This is a genomic window from Streptomyces sp. SP17BM10 (assembly GCF_036322405.1).
Taxonomy (GTDB): domain Bacteria; phylum Actinomycetota; class Actinomycetes; order Streptomycetales; family Streptomycetaceae; genus Kitasatospora.
On the sequence record NZ_JAQYXB010000571.1, the window covers coordinates 85499 to 102279 of the forward strand.

The window sequence follows — 16781 nt, forward strand, 5'->3', positions numbered from 1 at the left end:
GGCTCCCGTCCCCGAAGGGCTCCACCCGAAATGCCAGTGCTCACGCGGCTCGTCCTGCCCCATGCCGACCCCCGCGTGACCACCGCACTGCCCACCCCGTCCGAGGACGCCGACTTCGGCCTGCTGCGCGCCCGCTGGGCCGGCCGCGGCCTGGAGCTCACCGGCTTCGCCCGCCCGCACGACCAGGACACCGGCCGGGCGGGCTCCGCCTGGACCTGGCTCACCCTGCGCCACCCCGAGGACGCCCGGCCGCCCGTCCACGTGCGCTCCCGGCCGCGGCGCCTGCCCGAGATCACCGACGAGAGCGCGCAGCCCGAACACAACCACGACTGGTCCGGCTTCACCGCCGTGATCGAGCCCGGCCGGCTGCGCCTCGACGGCCAATGGCTGCTCGGCGACTGGCAGATCGAGACCACCCTCTTCACCCGCCCCCGCCCCACCCGGGTGCGCCGCCAGTACGGCACCCTCGCCCCGCACTGGTGCGGCTCGGGCGAGTACCCGCCGGCCCGCTGGGTCGACCGCGACGTGCGCCTCCAGCCGCACTTCACCGACGGCCGGCTCAACTTGCTGCTGGAGCGACCCGGCGTCCGGCTCACCGCCGCCGACCCCGTCGACGGGGGCCTCGACCTGCGCGGCACCGCCGACCACTGCCCGTCCGGCACCGTGCTGCGGCTGCGCCACCGGGAGAGCGACGCCGTCGTCGAACAGCGCGTCACCCGCACCGGCAACGCCTTCGCCGTCCACCTGCCCTACCGGCCGTTCACCGCCGACGGCCGCGGCACCGGCGACCTGGAGCACTGGGACGCCGAACTGCGCCGCCCCGACGGCGGCACCGAGCAGCTCGTCGTGGACGAGCGCGGCGGCCCGGTGGCCGGCCAGCACCGGCTGCCCGGCACCGCGGACCGGGCGCTCTACCTCAAGCACCTCGCCGACGGCCGGCTCCAGGTCTGCGTCCAGCCCGCGGCCGGCATGATCGACCGGATCTCCGTCAAGGCCGGCGCCTTCGAGCTCGCCGGGCACTGCCCCGACCCGGCCGCCGGCCGACTGGAGCTGGTGCTGCGGCACACCGGCACGGCCGGCGAGGTCCGCCGCCCGGTCGAGGCCGGCGCCGACGGCCGCTTCCGCGTACGGGTGCCCGCCACCCGCACCGGCTCGGACGGCACCTCCCTGCCGCTGCGCAAGGGCATCTGGGAGGCCGCCCTGGAGCCCGCCGACCGCTCCGGCCCGACCCGCCCGCTGCTCGCCGCGCCCGGCGCGCTGGCCGCCCTGCCGGCCGCCACCCAGGCCGGCGGCAAGCCCGTCCTGCTCCAGCGCCGCTGGCACGACACCCTGCTGGTGGACTCCACGCCGGTGCTCACCGCCACCGAGCGCAGCGCCTGGACGCAGTCCCGCCTGCGCGCCGACGACTACCCCGCCGCCCGCCGCGAGCCGCTGCGCGAGGCCGTGCTGTACGACGTGTTCGGCGGCCGCGGCTACGCCGACTCCCCGCGCGCGGTGCACGCCGAACTCGTCCGCCGCGACCTGCCGCTGGAGCACCTGTGGGTGGTCGACGACGCCCAGGCGGACCTGCCGCCCGGGGTCACCGCGGTGCGGATCTGGAGCCCCGAGTGGTACCGGGCGCTGGCCACCTGCCGGTACCTGGTCGGCAACACCCACTTCCCGGACTTCCTGGAGCGCCGCCGCGGCCAGGTCGTCGTGCAGACCTGGCACGGCTCGCTGCTGAAGCGCATCGCCCACGACGTCGAGAACCCCTGGCTCGCCGACCACGGCTACCTGGACGCGCTCGACCGCGAGACGCCGCAGTGGAGCGTGCTCGTCTCCCCCAGCCCGTTCGCCACCCCGATCCTGCGCCGGGCGTTCCGCTACGGCGGCGAGATCCTGGAGGCCGGCTACCCGCGCAACGACGTGCTGGCCCGGCCCGACGAGCGCACCGCCGCGGCCGTCCGCCGCCGCCTCGGCATCCCCGAGGGCAAGCGGATCGTGCTGTACGCGCCGACCTGGCGCGAGGACCAGCAGCGCGGCGACGGCGACGGCTTCCGGCTCGACCTGCGGATCGGCGTCGAGCACGCTCGCCGCGCCCTCGGCCAGGACCACGTGCTGCTGATCCGCCCGCACGCGCACGTCCGCGAGCCGCTGCCGGGCGCCGGGGACGGCTTCCTGTACGACTGCGCCGACTACCCCGACGTCCAGGAGCTGCTGCTGGTCGCGGACGTGCTGGTGACCGACTACTCGTCGATCATGTTCGACTTCGCGATCACCGGCCGCCCGGTGCTCTTCTTCACCTACGACCTGGAGCACTACCGCGACACCCTGCGCGGCTTCTACTTCGACTTCGAGACGCAGGCCCCCGGCCCGCTCGTCCCGGACTCGGTGGAGCTGATCGGCGCGCTGCGCGAACTCGCCGACGGCGACGACGGACTGACCGACCGGTACGCGGAGCGCTACCGCCGTTTCCGGGCCGCCCACTGCGCGCTGGACGACGGCGGCGCGGCCCGCCGGGTCGTCGACCGGATGCTCGAACTCACCCGCACCGCCAGCTGATCCGGCCGCTCCGGCCGGTTCCACCGGCTCGGCGGACCCGCGGGTCACCCGAAGGAGTAGCTCCGCCAGGGCCGCCAGACCTCGTCCGCGTCGAACCGGGAGAGGCCGAAGCCGGGCACCGTGAACGCCGCCCGGAAGCCGCGCGCCTGCTCGTACGCCTGGTCCAGCACGTCGTCCGGCAGGCCGTGCGCCACCGTCACGTGCGGGTGGTACGGGAACGCCAGCTCACGGGCCAGCGGGCCGGAGCGGACGTCCGCCTCCAGCAGCCGGCACTCCTGCGCGCCCTCCTCGACCCGGACGAACACCACCGGGGAGACCGGGCGGAAGGTGCCGCCGCCGCGCAGCAGCATCCGGAACGGCCGGTGTGCCGCCGCCACCGCCGCCAGGTGCTCCTCGATCTTGGACAGTTCCCCGGCCGGCACCTCGGTCGGCGGCAGCAGCGTGACGTGCGTCGGTATCGACCGGGCGAGCGGGTCGCCGTGCCCGGCCCTGGCGTCCTGGATCCGCGCGCCGTACGGGTCGGGGACGCTCACGGACACGCCGATGGTGACGACCTCGGGGAGGTCGCCACCACCGGGCAGGCGTGTGAGGGGAGTCACCGCTTGGCGGCCGGGAGGAAGCCGATCCGGTCGTACACCGTCTCCAGCGTCCGGGACGCCACCGCGCGGGCCTTGTCCGCACCGAGCGCCAGCACCCGGTCCAGCTCGGCCGGGTCGTCCAGGTAGGTGCGGGTGCGCTCCTGGAAGGGGGTGACCCACTCGGTGAACAGCTCGGCCAGCTCGGTCTTCAGGGCGCCGTACATCGTGCCCTCGAAGTGGGCGACCAGCTGCTCGACGGACTGGCCGCTGAGCGCGGAGTGGATGCGCAGGAGGTTGGAGACGCCGGGCTTCTCCTCCTCGTCGTAGGAGACGACGGTGCCGGTGTCGGTGACGGCGCTCTTGAACTTCTTGGCGCTGACCTTCGGGTCGTCCAGCAGGCTGACCAGGCCCTTGGGCGAGGAGGCCGACTTGCTCATCTTGACGGCCGGGTCCTGGAGGTCCTGGATCTTCGCCGTCTCCTTGAGGATGTACGCCTTCGGGACGGTGAAGGTCGGGGTGTAGCGGGAGTTGAAGCGCTCCGCGATGTCCCGGGTGATCTCCACGTGCTGGCGCTGGTCCTCGCCGACCGGGACGGCGTCCGCCTGGTAGAGCAGGATGTCGGCGATCTGGAGGATCGGGTAGGTGAACAGGCCGACCGTGGTGCTGTCGGCGCCGTAGCGGGCCGACTTGTCCTTGAACTGGGTCATCCGGGAGGCCTCGCCGAAGCCGGTGAGGCAGTTCATCACCCAGGCCAGCTGCGCGTGTTCGGGCACGTGCGACTGGACGAAGAGCGTGCAGTGCTCCGGGTCCAGGCCGGCGCCGAGCAGCTGGGCGGCCGAGATCCGGGTGTTCTCGCGCAGGGTCGCCGGGTCCTGCGGCACCGTGATCGCGTGCAGGTCGACCACCATGTAGAAGGCGTCGTTGTCCTTCTGCAGGTCGACCCACTGGCGCACCGCGCCGAGGTAGTTGCCGAGGTGGAACGACCCGGAGGTGGGCTGGATGCCGGAGAGCACCCGGGGACGGTCCTTGACCGGACCAGTGACCGCTGCGTTGACCATGCGGGCCATTGTTCCAGTTCCACCGGGCGGTCAGGAAACCTCTGCCCCTGGAGGTTCCGACAGTGTGACGGCACTCACCCTGACCCGGGCGATCCGCCGGCCCTCCAGCTTGGCCACCGTCAGCAGCACCCCGCCGCCGCCCTCGACCGGCACCCGCACCTGGTCACCGTCCCTGGGCAGCCGGCCGAGCGAGGCGACCAGGCAGCCGGCCACCGTCTCGTACGGGCCCTCCGGGAGGGTGACGCCGGTCTCCTCCGCGAAGTCGCCGAGGTTGAGCAGGCCGTCCAGCTCCATGCCGCCGCCGGCCAGCCGGCGGATGGTGGCGGTCTGCGGACGGTCGTACTCGTCCCGGATCTCGCCGATGACCTCCTCGACCAGGTCCTCCAGGGTGACGATGCCCGCGGTGCCGCCGTACTCGTCGACCACGATCGCCAGGTGGTGGCCCTCGCGGCGCATCTCGCCCATCGCCTCCAGCACCAGCTTGGTGCCGGGCAGCAACTTCACCGGGCGGGCCAGGTCGCGGACCTTGACGGCCTGCTCGCCGCGCGTGCCGTACAGGTCTCGGACGTGGACGAAGCCGACCACGGCGTCGGCGCTGCCCTCGACCACCGGGTAGCGCGAGTGCGGCGAGGTCTCGGCCTGGTGGCGGACGGCGGTCAGCGCGCGCTCGGCGTCCAGGAAGGTCACCTCGGTGCGCGGGACCATCACCTCGCGCAGCTGCCGCTCCCCGGCGGAGAACACGTCGGCGATCAACGCCCGTTCGTCGCTCCCGAGTTCGGTGTTGGCGGCGACCAGGCCGCGGAGCTCCTCGGAGCTCATCGAGCCGCGCCCGGCGCTCGGGTCGCCGCCCAGCAGCCGGACCATCATGTTGGTCGAGTGCCCGAGCAGCCAGATCACCGGCCGCAGCACCGAGGACATCACGTCCACGACGGGCGCGGCGGTCACCGCGATCGACTCGGCGCGCTGGAGGCCGATCCGCTTGGGGGTCAGCTCGCCGAGCACCAGCGAGACGTAGCTGATCACCAGGGTGAGCCCGACCAGCGCGACGGCGTCGGCGACGCCCTGGGTGAGCCCGGCCCTCACGAACAGCGGGGCGACCTTCCCGGACAGCGTGTCCGCGCCGAAGGCGGCGGACAGGAAGCCCATGCAGGTCACGCCGACCTGCACGGCGGCGAGGAAGCGGTTGGGGTCGGCGGCCAGGTGCGCGGCCCGGGCCGAGCGCCGGGTGCCCTGCGCCTCCAGCGTCCGGATCTGGCCCTCGCGCAGCGAGATCAGCGAGATCTCGGCGACGTTGAAGAGGCCGCCCAGGAGGATGAAGACGAGGACGAGCGCCGCGTCCCCGATGGTTTCGTTCACAGCGCGCCAGTGTAAGGCGACGGCCCGCCGCTTCCCCGGGAGGGAGGCGGCGGGCCGTCGAAGAAGCCGGTCGGCTCAGATGAGGCCGAGCTCCTGGACCGCGTCGCGCTCCTCGGTCAGCTCCTTGACCGAGGCGTCGATGCGGGCGCGGGAGAAGTCGGAGATCTCCAGGCCCTGGACGATCTCGAACTTGCCGTCCTTGGTGGTGACGGGGAAGGAGGAGATCAGGCCGGCCGGGACGCCGTAGGAGCCGTCGGAGACGACGCCCATCGAGGTCCAGTCGCCCTCGGCGGTGCCGTTGACCCAGGTGTGCACGTGGTCGATGGCGGCGTTGGCGGCCGAGGCGGCCGAGGAGGCGCCGCGGGCGTCGATGATGGCCGCGCCGCGCTTGGCGACGGTCGGGATGAAGTCGTTCTCCAGCCAGGCCTGGTCGGCGCCGACGGCCTCGAAGGCCGGCTTGCCGGCGACCTCGGCCTGGAAGATGTCCGGGTACTGGGTCGCGGAGTGGTTGCCCCAGATGGTGACGCGCTTGATGTCCGAGACCAGGGCGCCGGTCTTGGCGGACAGCTGGCCGACCGCGCGGTTGTGGTCCAGGCGGGTCATCGCGGTGAAGCGCTCGGCCGGGACGTCCGGGGCGTTGCGCTGGGCGATCAGGGCGTTGGTGTTGGCCGGGTTGCCGACGACCAGGACCTTGATGTCGTCTGCGGCGTGGTCGTTGATGGCCTTGCCCTGCGGGCCGAAGATGCCGCCGTTGGCCTGCAGCAGGTCGCCGCGCTCCATGCCCGCGGTGCGCGGACGGGCGCCGACCAGCAGGGCGACGTTGGCGCCGTCGAAGGCCTCGTTCGGGTTGTCGGTGATGGTGATGTCGCGCAGCAGCGGGAACGCGCAGTCCACGAGCTCCATCGCGGTGCCCTCGGCGGCCTTCAGGCCCTGCGGGATCTCCAGGAGGCGCAGGTTCACCGGCACGTCGGCACCGAGCAGGTGGCCCGAGGCGATGCGGAAGAGCAGCGCGTAGCCGATCTGGCCGGCGGCTCCGGTGATGGTGACGTTGACGGGGGTGCGGGTCATTTCTACCTTCTCCAGCAAATCGCCAGGTGCCCCAGGCACACCGGCACTGGAGCCGAGGATGGTCTCTCGACATCGAGAGACCGGCGTCAGGTTATCGCAAAGGGAAGCGTACGCCGCGTGCGCGGGCGTGGCTGATGCGTCACAGCGGAGAACACCACGGCCCCCGCCCGGAAGGACCGGGACGGGGGCCGTGGCGCGGGCGGTGCCGCGCGACCGGCACGGGGCCGGCACGGGGCCGGCACGGGATCAGTGCTTGGGACGTCCGATCAGCTGCCCGATGTTGTCCAGCAGCGGGAACTCCAGCCACGGGTTCGGCTGGGCCACCAGCGTCAGCAGGACGATCGCCGAGCCCAGGAAGCCCAGCACGATCACGTCGGTGAAGCGGCTGCGGACCGCGAGCATCCCGACCTCGGGCAGCACCAGCCGCAGGACGGCGCCGAGCAGCACGCCGCCGCCGAGGATCAGCAGCCCGTACTTGAAGCCGTCCTTGAAGTCGGCGAACCAGGTGACCGCCAGCCCGGCGCCGACCACCAGCAGGACCAGCGTTATCGGCCACTGCCGCACCGGCAGGGCGTGCTCGCGCCCGAGCGCCGCGGCCGAGCCCTCCGGCGGGATCGTGCCGGTGGTCTTGACCGGCCGCTGCCGGGACCGCGCCGAAGGTCGTGGGTCGCTCATGTCCGCCGTCTCCCGGGGAGTGATCAGACGCCGGCGCGGCGCTCGGCCGCCTCGACGATGTTGTTGAGCAGCATCGCGCGGGTCATCGGGCCCACGCCTCCGGGGTTCGGGGAGATCCAGCCGGCCACCTCGGCCACGCCCGGGTGCACGTCGCCGACGATCTTGCCCTCGCTGCGGCTGACGCCCACGTCCAGGACGGCCGCGCCGGCCTTGACGTCCTCCGGCTTGATCAGGTGCGGCACGCCGGCGGCGGCCACGATGATGTCGGCCTTGCGCAGGTGGTAGGCCAGGTCCCGGGTGCCGGTGTGGCACAGGGTGACGGTGGCGTTCTCGGAGCGGCGGGTCAGCAGCAGGCCGATCGAGCGGCCGACGGTGACACCGCGGCCGACCACGACCACCTCGGCACCGTTGATCTCGACGTCGTGGCGGCGCAGCAGCTCGACGATGCCCAGCGGGGTGCAGGGCAGCGGGCCCTCGATGCCGAGGGCGAGGCGGCCGAGCGAGGTCGGGTGCAGGCCGTCCGCGTCCTTGTCCGGGTCCATGAGCTCCAGGACCGGGTTCTGGTCCAGGCCCTTGGGCAGCGGCAGCTGGACGATGTAGCCGGTGCAGGCCGGGTCCGCGTTGAGCTCGCGGACGACGTCCTCGACGTCCTGCTGGGTGGCGGTGGCGGGCAGCTCGCGCTGGATCGAGGCGATGCCGACCTCGGCGCAGTCCTTGTGCTTGCCGTTCACGTACCAGCGGCTGCCCGGGTCGTCGCCGACCAGGACGGTGCCGAGGCCGGGCGTGACGCCCTTCGCCTTGAGGGCCGCCACGCGGACGGCGAGTTCGGACTTGATCGCGGCAGCAGTGGCCTTGCCATCGAGAATCTGGGCAGTCATGACCCCATTCTCCCGGATCCCGGCCCGCCTCCGTACCACGGCGCCGGTCCGGCTCCGGACCGAAGGCGCGACGGACCGCGACGGGCGGCGGCGGAACGGGACGGACACGGAAGGCCGGTGCCGCGTTGCGGTTGCGCCACAGTCTCGCCACCGCCGCGGGGGCGGCTGGACACGGTGCTCCCGCCCGGTCGACGATATGGGCACGGCCCTGCCACGACCGGCCCGGTGACGGGCCGACGGACACCACGGCGGGGCGGACCCGGGGGAAAGTAGCAGTGAGCCGACCACACGACACCGCGCCGTCCGGCGCGCCGCAGCCGTTCCCGCTCGCTCCGCACCGGGCACGTTCCTGAGCCGCCGGCGCCCGGCACCACGGCACCGTCGCCGTACCGCCGACGCGCCCGCCCGGCGTCCCGTCCGCCCGGCGCCCCGGCCCGCCGGCCGGCTCCGGGCGCTCCGCCGTCCCGTCCCCACGTCCCCGTAACTGCCCGGAGGCTTCGATGAGTTACCCGCCCGACCCGAACAACCCGTACGGCCAGCCGCAGCAGCCCGGGTACGGCTACCCGCAGCAGGCCCCGCCGGCCGCCGGGTACGGCTACCCGCAGCAGGCCGCGCAGCCGATGTACGGGTACCCGCCGGCCGCGCCGCAGCGCATGTCGATGCCGGGCCTGATGGTCACCGCCCGGGTGTTCCTGTTCATCATCGGCGCGGTGCAGGTGATCATCACGGCCGTCCTGCTGCTCGGTGCCGGCGGCGCCAAGAAGGTCGCCAACGAGCACACCACCGGCAGCGAAACCGCGATCTTCGGCAACGCGGCGGCGAGCATCCTGCTGGTCATCGGGGTCGTCTACCTGCTCGCCGCGGTGCTCTCCATCACGCTCGGCGTGAAGTTCGGCAGCGGCGGCCCGGCCACCCGGATCACCACCATCGTGTACGGCTCGGTCGCCGTGCTGCTCGGCCTCGGCGTGCTGATCAGCTCGATCACCGGAGGCGCCAACTCCCAGGTCGCGGGCGCCGCGGCGGGCGCCGGGCTCGGGGTGGCCATCGGCGTGCTGTGGATCGCGATCAGCGTGCTGTGGATCGCCGCCGTGACCACCCGGGACGGCGTCGCCTGGTTCAACCGGCCGCGCTACTGACCGGCCCGCACGGAGACGCGCGGCGGCCCGACCCCCTCTCGGAGGGGGCCGGGCCGCTCCCGTGTCCCGTCACGCCGTCACGGCGACGCGACGTCAGCGTCAGTGGAAGAAGTGGCGCGCGCCGGTGAAGTACATCGTCACGCCCGCCTTGGTGGCGGCCTCGACGACCTGCTCGTCGCGGATCGAACCGCCCGGCTGCACGATCGCCTTGACGCCCGCGGCGATCAGGATCTCCGGGCCGTCCGGGAACGGGAAGAACGCGTCCGAGGCCGCGTACGAGCCCTTGGCCCGCTCGCCGGCCCGCTCGACCGCGAGCTTGCACGAGTCGACGCGGTTGACCTGGCCCATGCCGACGCCGACCGAGGCGCCGTCCTTGGCCAGGAGGATCGCGTTGGACTTGACCGCCCGGCAGGCCCGCCAGGCGAAGGCCAGCTCGGCCAGCTCCGCCGCGGACAGCGCCTCGCCGCTGGCCAGCGTCCAGTTCGCCGGGTCGTCGCCCTCGGCGTGCACCCGGTCGGCGTCCTGGAGCAGCACGCCGCCGGAGACGGGGCGCACCTCCTGGCGGTTGGCCGGGGCGTCGGGGGCGAGCAGCACGCGCAGGTTCTTCTTGCGGGCCAGGACCTCGACCGCGCCCTCCTCGTAGCCGGGGGCCACGACGACCTCGGTGAAGATCGGGGCGATCTGCTCGGCCAGCTCGACGGTGACCGGGCGGTTGACCGCGATCACGCCGCCGTACGCGGAGACCGGGTCGCACTCGTGCGCCTTGCGGTGCGCCTCGGCGACGTCGGCGCCGGTCGCGATGCCGCACGGGTTGGCGTGCTTGATGATCGCGACGGCCGGATCGGCGTGGTCGTACGCGGCGCGGCGGGCGGCGTCGGTGTCGACGAAGTTGTTGTACGACATCTCCTTGCCGTGCAACTGCTGCGCGCCGGCCAGGCCGCCGGTGCCGTCGCTGTACAGCGCGGCGCCCTGGTGCGGGTTCTCGCCGTAGCGCAGCACGTCCTGCCGCTCCCAGGTGGCGCCCAGGAACTCGGGGAAGCGCTCGTCGCTCGGGGCGTAGCCGGCTTCGAACCAGGAGGCGACGGCCACGTCGTAGGCGGCGGTGTGGGCGAACGCGGCACCGGCCAGGCGCTTGCGGGTGGCCAGGTCGAAGCCGCCCTCGCGGGCGGCCGTCAGCACGTCGCCGTAGCGGGCCGGGTCGACCACGACGGCCACCGACGGGTGGTTCTTGGCGGCGGCGCGGACCATGCTCGGACCGCCGATGTCGATCTGCTCGACGCACTCGTCCGGGGTGGCGCCGGAGGCGACGGTGGCCTTGAACGGGTAGAGGTTCACGACGACCAGGTCGAATGGCTCGACGCCGAGCTCGGCCAGCTGCGCGCGGTGCGACTCCAGGCGCAGGTCGGCGAGCACGCCGGCGTGCACGCGGGGGTGCAGCGTCTTCACACGCCCGTCCAGGCACTCCGGGAAGCCCGTCAGCTCGGAGACCTCGGTCACCGGGACGCCGGCGGCGGCGATGCGACCCGCCGTGGAGCCGGTGGAGACGATGGCGACCCCGGCGGCGTGCAGGCCCTGGGCCAGCTCCTCCAGACCGGTCTTGTCGTACACGCTGATCAGCGCACGACGGATCGGACGGACGTTCTCGGAGACAGGGGGGGTGGTGGAGCCGGCGCTCATGCTCCCACCTCGCTGCGCTCGGCGGGCGCCACGCGCCAGGCACCATGCTCGATGATTCGTTCGCTCCGCTCACTCATGTGCCGGAATCCATACCTTTCGGTCCTCGATGCGGTGACCTTCGCGGGCCAGCCGGCCCACGACGTCGACGAGCAGCTTGCGCTCGACAGTCTTGATGCGCTCGTGCAGCGCTTCGCCGCCATCGGCGTGGTCGGCGTCGGCGACCTCGACGACGCCCTGCGCGATGATCGGCCCGGTGTCCACCCCGGCGTCGACCAGGTGGACGGTGCAGCCCGTGACCTTGACCCCGTACGCGAGGGCGTCGGTGACGCCGTGGGCGCCGGGGAAGGAGGGCAGCAGAGCGGGGTGGGTGTTGACGATCCGCCCCGCGAAGGCCGCGATGAACTCGGGGCCGAGGATCTTCATGAAGCCGGCCGTGACGACGAGGTCCGGCTCGTGGGCGGCGACGGAGGCGGTCAGCGCGCGGTCCCAGTCGGCGCGGTCCGCGTGGTCCTTGACCCGGTGGACGAAGGTCGGCACGCCCGCCCGCTCGGCGCGCTCCAGGCCCGCGATGCCGTCGCGGTCCGCGCCCACGGCGAGGATCTCGGCCCCGTAGGCCGGGTCGGCGGCGGCGTCGAGCAGCGCCTGCAGGTTGCTGCCCGAGCCGGAGACCAGCACCACCAGACGGGCGGGTCCGGGCGTACGGGGCGGGAAGAGCTGGGCGGGGGCGGCGGCCACTGCGCGATTCTCCGTAGGTCGGGCGCCGCCCGCTGGTACGTCCACCGGCGGTGGGGCCACTACGAACGGCAGGTCGAGCGAGGGGGAACACCAGGAGAACCCGCCGCGACGCGGGCTCCGGGGAACCTCTGTGAGCTGCTGACCGTCACCACGATAACGGCTGGTCGGACGGCCCCTGAACGCTCCGACCGGGGCTACGCGCGTAGTTGAGACGGGGATCTCCCCACAACCGGCCCGGCAGGCCGCCGGGGGCCCGCCGGACCGCTGCGGGATCATAGGGACACGGGCACCCGCCCCACCGACCGAGAAGGAATGGCGGAAACCATGAGCAGCGGTGACAACCCCGGCGAGCGCAACCCCTTCGCGCCGCCGCCGGCGGATGCCCCGGACCAGCCGTGGCAGCCGCGCGCCCCCCGGTCCGCCGACGGCGGCGACGGCCCCGACGGCGAACGCCCCGGCCGAGCCGACGGCGACGGCTGGCAGCCCCGCCCGCCGGCCCCGCAGCCGCCGCGGCTCGACCCCACCGATCCGGCCCAGCGCAAGGCCCGCAACGCGGCGCTCGCCGGGCTGTTCGCGCTGATCTGCGTGCTCGCCGGGGTCACCTGGGTGGCGCTGTTCGTCGGCGTGCTCGGCATCGTCTGGGGCATCGGCGCGATGCGCGCGCCCCGGCCCTCCACCGCCGTGGGCGTCGCGCCCGCCGGGCCGAACCCGCTCACGCCGGCCGCGCTCGCCGGGGTGCTCACCGGCGCGATGACCGTCGTGGTCGCGTCCTCGGTGATCGGCCTCGGGCTCTATTACGACGACTACGTGACCTGCGTCCGCGACTCGCTGACGACGGTCGGCGCCGACAACTGCAGCCGGCTCGCGCCGCAGTGGTACGTCGACCTGGTCGGGAACGGCCGGAACTAGGACACGCCTTCGGACGGCTCGGGGGCGCTTCCGCTCAGCCGCAGCACCGCAGCGTGTGCGCGGGCGCGCAGTTGCCAGCCGGTCCGGCGGGCGTGGCCGGCCAGGTCCGCGAGGACGCCGGCGCCCGGGGTCCGGGCGGCCGGGCCCAGCGCCCGGAGGCGCACCAGCAGCGCCCCGGGCACCACCACCACGACGAACCAGCCCGCCGCCGCCAGGCCCGCCCACCACGGCACCGGTCCGAGCCGGGCCATCCGGCCGCCCGCCAGCGCGCCGCCGGACAGCCAGCCCAGCGCGGCCGCCGCGGCGCCCGTCAGCAGCGCGGCCAACACGGCTGCCACGGCCGTCGCGGCCGGGTACCACGCGCGCCGCGCCGCGGCCCGCCCGAGCAGCACCGCCGGGACCACCCCGGCCAGGGCGGGGAGCGCGATCGCCGCGAGCCGCCAGCCGCCCGGGCCGGATTCCGGGAGCAGCGCGAACAACGGGAAGTCCGGCACCGGCCCGAGCGCCGTGCCGCCCGGCGCCACCGCCGTCCCCTCCCCCACGGCGAACCCCGGCCCCAGCGCGTACGCCGCGCCCCACAGGACGGCGTTCGGCAGCAGCACCACCGCCAGCAGCACCAGCCCCAGGACGGCCGTGGGGCCCCGGCCCAGCACGGCCATCCCCCGGCCGCCACCGGTCACCGCGTCCGACACCGCCGCGACGGCGACCAGCACCCCGCCCGCCGCCACCAGCCCCGCCCCGGCCGCGAGCGCCGCCCGGCGGACGGTCTCCGCGCAGTCCGCCGGACGGGCGCGCTCGGGGAGGCGGTCGAGGAGGCGGCTCGCGAACGCGGTCCCGAGCACGCCGGAGTCGTCCGGCACATGCGGTTCGTACGGCGTGTAGGGGCCATACGGCTCGCGGACCTCGTAGGGCTCGTGGACCTCGTAGGGCTCGTCGGTCTCGCGGACCTCGCGCGTCGACCGGGCCCCCGCGGTGACCGCGAACGCGGCCAGGAGCCCGACCGCCAGGACGTCCGGCAGCACCCGCGTGCGGAACAGCCCCGCGCCGGCGCAGTGCACCACGACCGCGACCGCCACACCGCAGTACCCCGCCCACACCGCCACCGGGCCGCCCCACCACGACCGCAGCCCCCGCCGCGCCGACACCCGGGCGCCCGCCCTGAACAGCTGAACCACCGCCAGCAGGCCGATCAGCAGCGGGGTGACGGTCAGCGGCGCCCCCGCACTCCCGCGCAGGAGCGGCGCGCCGTGTCCCAGCAGCCACAGCGCCCCCGCGAGCCGCGTCGCACCGGTCGCGCCGTCGTCCGCGTAGGGCGTCGCCACCCACAGGCCGAGCACCGGCACCCCGACCGCCGCGAGGCCGACCAGCGCCGTCCGCACCCCCGCCAGGAGGTCGGCCAGGGCGGGGCGAGCGCCCAGTTCGCCCGGCACCTCCAGGATCGGACGGCCCATCAGCTGCGTCATGCGCCTCATGGTGCCAAGGCGACTCGCCATGCTCCGTGAAGCGGCAAACCGCCGTCGTGTCCCAGATTATTGGCTTATGCGCATTTTCAGACCCTACCCCCAAGCCGTCCGCGCCCCGGCCCGGAGCGTCTGATGACCACGCCACCCCGCACGCGGAAACTGACTCCCCGTGAGACCGAGGCCCTCGCCCAGCTCGTCGCCGGGCACCCGCTGCCCCGCGGCGCCCGTGCCGCCCTGCGCCGCGCGATGGACAAGCTGGGCGTCGCCACCGAGGCCGAGGCGGCGGTCCTGGCGAAGCGCCTCGCCGCGGAACCGGCCGAGGCGCCGTCAGCGGCCCGGCGGAAGCCTCCGGCCGGGGCTCAGGCCAAGACGGCGGCCCGAGCCAGGACGGCGACCCCGGCCAGGACCGTCGCCCAGGGCGAGGCGCCCGCTCCGGCCAGGACGGCGGCCCCCGCCGAACGGGCGGGCCCCGCCAAGAGGGCTGCCCCGCCGGGCGAGCGCCCCCGGTCCACCACGCGCGCCGCGGAGCCGCCGCGCCGCGAGCCCGCCGAGGCGCCCGGCCGCCCGGCTGACGGCTCCGGACCCGCTCGCCCCGCTGGCCCCGCTCGCCCCGCCGCCGCCGAACAGCGGCGGATCCCCGCGAAGCGCAGCGAAGCCGACGCGGAACAGCGGCCCGGCACGCGGCCGCCCGGCCCCGGGCCGCGGATCGGCGAGCACCACGACACCGGCCCTGGAACGTTCGAGGAGCTGTACGAGAGCACGCACACGCGCCTCGTGCAGCAGGTCTTCCTGCTGACGGCGTGCCGGCACCGGGCGGCGCACTGCGTGCGGCGGGCGTTCGGCGAGGCGCGGCGCGCGTGGGCCGCGGTGGCCGGCTCCGGGAATCCGGAGGGCTGGGTGCGGGTGCGGGCGTCCGAGCTGGCGCTCTCCCCGTGGCACCGGGGCGGGCCGCGGCGGGCGCACGCGTGGCGGCTGCCGCACCGGCGGATCAAGGTGCGCCCGGCCGACGAGTCCCAGGCGGTGCTGCCGGACCACGACCGCCTGACGGACCGGGACCGGGCCCTGCTGAAGGCACTGAAGCGGCTGTCCCGGCCGCAGCGCCGCGCGCTGGTGCTGCACGACGGGCTGGGGCTGCCGGCGGCCGCCGTCGCGGTGGAGGTGGAGTCGACGGTGGCGGCGGCGGAGGGCCGGGTGTGGGCGGCCCGGACCGCGCTGGCGCAGTGGGTGCCCGACCTGACCGGGCCGGATCCGGCCGATCCCGGGTTCGCGGACCGGCTGAGCGGGCTCCTGCACCGGGCGGCGGTGCGCGGCTGCCCGGCGCCGCACCGGCCCGCGGTACCGGTGCTCCGGGCCCGGCACGGACTGCGGAGCGTGGTCCTGACGGGCGCGGCGGCGCTGCTGACGGCGTCGGTGGGCGGCGCGGCGATGATGACGCTGGCCGGCGGCCGTCCGGCGGAGCTGTTCCGGCAGCCGGAACCGCCGGCGCCCTCGGTGTGCGTCCGGGCGCCGGCCGCGGACGAGCCCGGGGTGCCGGTGGCGCCGGGCGGGCCGCCCGGCGGGATCAGCAGCCTGTGGTGCAGCCCGACGCCCGGACTGGAGGCGGTGGTGGTGGACCCGCCGCCGCGCGCGATCGCGCTGTGGGAGCTGCCGGCGGCGGCCGGGGAGGCGCAGGCCCCGCCGCCGCAGGGCCCGCCGACATGCGCCCGCTGGGCGCCGCTGCCCTGCACCCCGGCGCGCTGACGGGACGTACGAGGAAAGGCGAGTGCCCCCGCCCGGTGAACCGGACGGGGGCACTCGTCAGCCGGGCTGGGATCAGCCGGCGATGATCTCGCGCGCCAGGCGGGCGGTCTCGGACGGCGTCTTGCCGACCTTGACACCGGCGGCCTCGAGGGCCTCCTTCTTGGCCTGGGCGGTGCCCGAGGAGCCCGAGACGATGGCGCCGGCGTGGCCCATGGTCTTGCCCTCCGGGGCAGTGAAGCCCGCGACGTAGCCGACGACCGGCTTGGTGACGTGCTCGGCGATGTAGGCCGCGGCACGCTCCTCGGCGTCGCCGCCGATCTCACCGATCATGACGATGAGCTCGGTCTCCGGGTCCTCCTGGAACGCCTTGAGGGCGTCGATGTGGGTGGTGCCGATGACCGGGTCACCGCCGATGCCCACGGCCGAGGAGAAGCCGATGTCGCGCAGCTCGTACATGAGCTGGTAGGTCAGGGTGCCCGACTTCGAGACCAGACCGATCTTGCCCGAGGTGGTGATGTCGGCCGGGATGATGCCGGCGTTCGACTGACCGGGGCTGATCAGGCCGGGGCAGTTCGGGCCGATGATCCGGGTCTTGTTGCCCTTGGAACCGGCGTAGGCCCAGAAGGCGGCGGTGTCGTGCACCGGGACGCCCTCGGTGATGACCACGGCGAGGCCGATCTCGGCGTCGATGGCCTCGACCACGGCGGCCTTGGTGAACGCCGGCGGGACGAAGAGGACGGAGACGTCGGCGCCCGTCTTCTCCATCGCCTCGGCGACGGAGCCGAAGACCGGGATCTCGGTGCCGTCGACGTCGACCGTGGTGCCGGCCTTGCGCGGGTTGACACCGCCGACGATCTGGGTGCCGGAGGCGAGCATGCGGCGGGTGTGCTTCATGCCCTCGGCGCCGGTCATGCCCTGGACGATGACCTTGCTGTCCTTGGTAAGGAAGATAGCCATGGTGTGAAAG

General features: G+C 74.5%; 14 protein-coding genes. 4 read left to right on the forward strand and 10 right to left on the reverse strand.

Annotation, left to right across the window (positions count from 1 at the left end):
• The first annotated feature begins 30 nt into the window (after positions 1–30).
• Positions 31–2541: a CDP-glycerol glycerophosphotransferase family protein gene (locus PUR71_RS15680; RefSeq protein ID WP_329927602.1), complete on the forward strand. Its 2511-nt coding sequence runs from the start codon at positions 31–33 to the stop codon at positions 2539–2541.
• 44 nt (positions 2542–2585) lie between these two features.
• Here the strand turns inward: PUR71_RS15680 and PUR71_RS15685 are convergent, their stop codons facing one another.
• From PUR71_RS15685 to PUR71_RS15710, 6 genes are all read right to left on the reverse strand, one after another.
• A complete protein-coding gene (locus PUR71_RS15685; RefSeq protein WP_329927603.1) occupies positions 2586–3140 on the reverse strand; it encodes a 2'-5' RNA ligase family protein in 555 nt (184 codons plus the stop codon).
• A complete protein-coding gene (gene trpS / locus PUR71_RS15690; protein WP_329927604.1) occupies positions 3137–4177 on the reverse strand; it encodes a tryptophan--tRNA ligase in 1041 nt (346 codons plus the stop codon). Before trpS ends, PUR71_RS15685 begins: the two co-directional genes overlap by 4 nt.
• Before the next feature lie 30 nt (positions 4178–4207).
• The gene (locus PUR71_RS15695) at positions 4208–5533 is read right to left on the reverse strand and encodes a hemolysin family protein (RefSeq protein WP_329927605.1); all 1326 of its coding nucleotides are present in this window, start codon (positions 5531–5533) and stop codon (positions 4208–4210) included.
• Between the two features lie 75 nt (positions 5534–5608).
• A complete protein-coding gene (locus PUR71_RS15700; RefSeq protein WP_329927606.1) occupies positions 5609–6601 on the reverse strand; it encodes a malate dehydrogenase in 993 nt (330 codons plus the stop codon).
• Between the two features lie 246 nt (positions 6602–6847).
• Positions 6848–7276, reverse strand: a complete 429-nt coding sequence (locus PUR71_RS15705; RefSeq protein WP_329927607.1) for a DUF3017 domain-containing protein — start codon at positions 7274–7276, stop codon at positions 6848–6850.
• 23 nt (positions 7277–7299) lie between these two features.
• Complete coding sequence (locus tag PUR71_RS15710; RefSeq protein WP_329927608.1) at positions 7300–8154, reverse strand: bifunctional methylenetetrahydrofolate dehydrogenase/methenyltetrahydrofolate cyclohydrolase; 855 nt, start codon at positions 8152–8154, stop codon at positions 7300–7302.
• Between the two features lie 500 nt (positions 8155–8654).
• On the opposite strand from PUR71_RS15710, the gene PUR71_RS15715 reads away from it, so the two are divergent.
• Positions 8655–9290 (forward strand): hypothetical protein, encoded by a 636-nt coding sequence (locus PUR71_RS15715; RefSeq protein WP_329927609.1) that lies wholly within the window; start codon positions 8655–8657, stop codon positions 9288–9290.
• A gap of 99 nt (positions 9291–9389) precedes the next feature.
• Here PUR71_RS15715 and purH read toward each other — a convergent pair whose 3' ends face one another.
• Together purH and purN are read right to left on the reverse strand one after the other, a co-directional pair.
• Positions 9390–10967 carry a bifunctional phosphoribosylaminoimidazolecarboxamide formyltransferase/IMP cyclohydrolase gene (gene purH, locus PUR71_RS15720; RefSeq protein ID WP_329927610.1) on the reverse strand — a complete coding sequence of 526 codons (1578 nt, stop codon included), beginning with the start codon at positions 10965–10967 and terminating at the stop codon, positions 9390–9392.
• A 69-nt stretch (positions 10968–11036) separates the two neighbouring features.
• Positions 11037–11702 carry a phosphoribosylglycinamide formyltransferase gene (gene purN, locus PUR71_RS15725; RefSeq protein WP_329927611.1) on the reverse strand — a complete coding sequence of 222 codons (666 nt, stop codon included), beginning with the start codon at positions 11700–11702 and terminating at the stop codon, positions 11037–11039.
• Positions 11703–12026: 324 nt separating this feature from the next.
• Between purN and PUR71_RS15730 the strand changes: the two genes are divergently transcribed.
• Positions 12027–12611, forward strand: coding sequence for a hypothetical protein (locus PUR71_RS15730; RefSeq protein ID WP_329927612.1), 585 nt, complete (start codon positions 12027–12029; stop codon positions 12609–12611).
• On the opposite strand, the gene PUR71_RS15735 is transcribed toward PUR71_RS15730, so the two are convergent.
• Positions 12608–14074, reverse strand: coding sequence for a cell division protein PerM (locus PUR71_RS15735; RefSeq protein ID WP_329927613.1), 1467 nt, complete (start codon positions 14072–14074; stop codon positions 12608–12610). The two genes, PUR71_RS15730 and PUR71_RS15735, sit on opposite strands and share 4 nt — an antisense overlap.
• Before the next feature lie 132 nt (positions 14075–14206).
• On the opposite strand from PUR71_RS15735, the gene PUR71_RS15740 reads away from it, so the two are divergent.
• On the forward strand, positions 14207–15814 hold the full coding sequence (locus PUR71_RS15740) for a hypothetical protein (protein ID WP_329927614.1): 1608 nt from the start codon (positions 14207–14209) through the stop codon (positions 15812–15814).
• 72 nt (positions 15815–15886) lie between these two features.
• Here the strand turns inward: PUR71_RS15740 and sucD are convergent, their stop codons facing one another.
• The gene (gene sucD, locus PUR71_RS15745; RefSeq protein WP_329927615.1) at positions 15887–16771 is read right to left on the reverse strand and encodes a succinate--CoA ligase subunit alpha; all 885 of its coding nucleotides are present in this window, start codon (positions 16769–16771) and stop codon (positions 15887–15889) included.
• Positions 16772–16781: the final 10 nt, after the last annotated feature.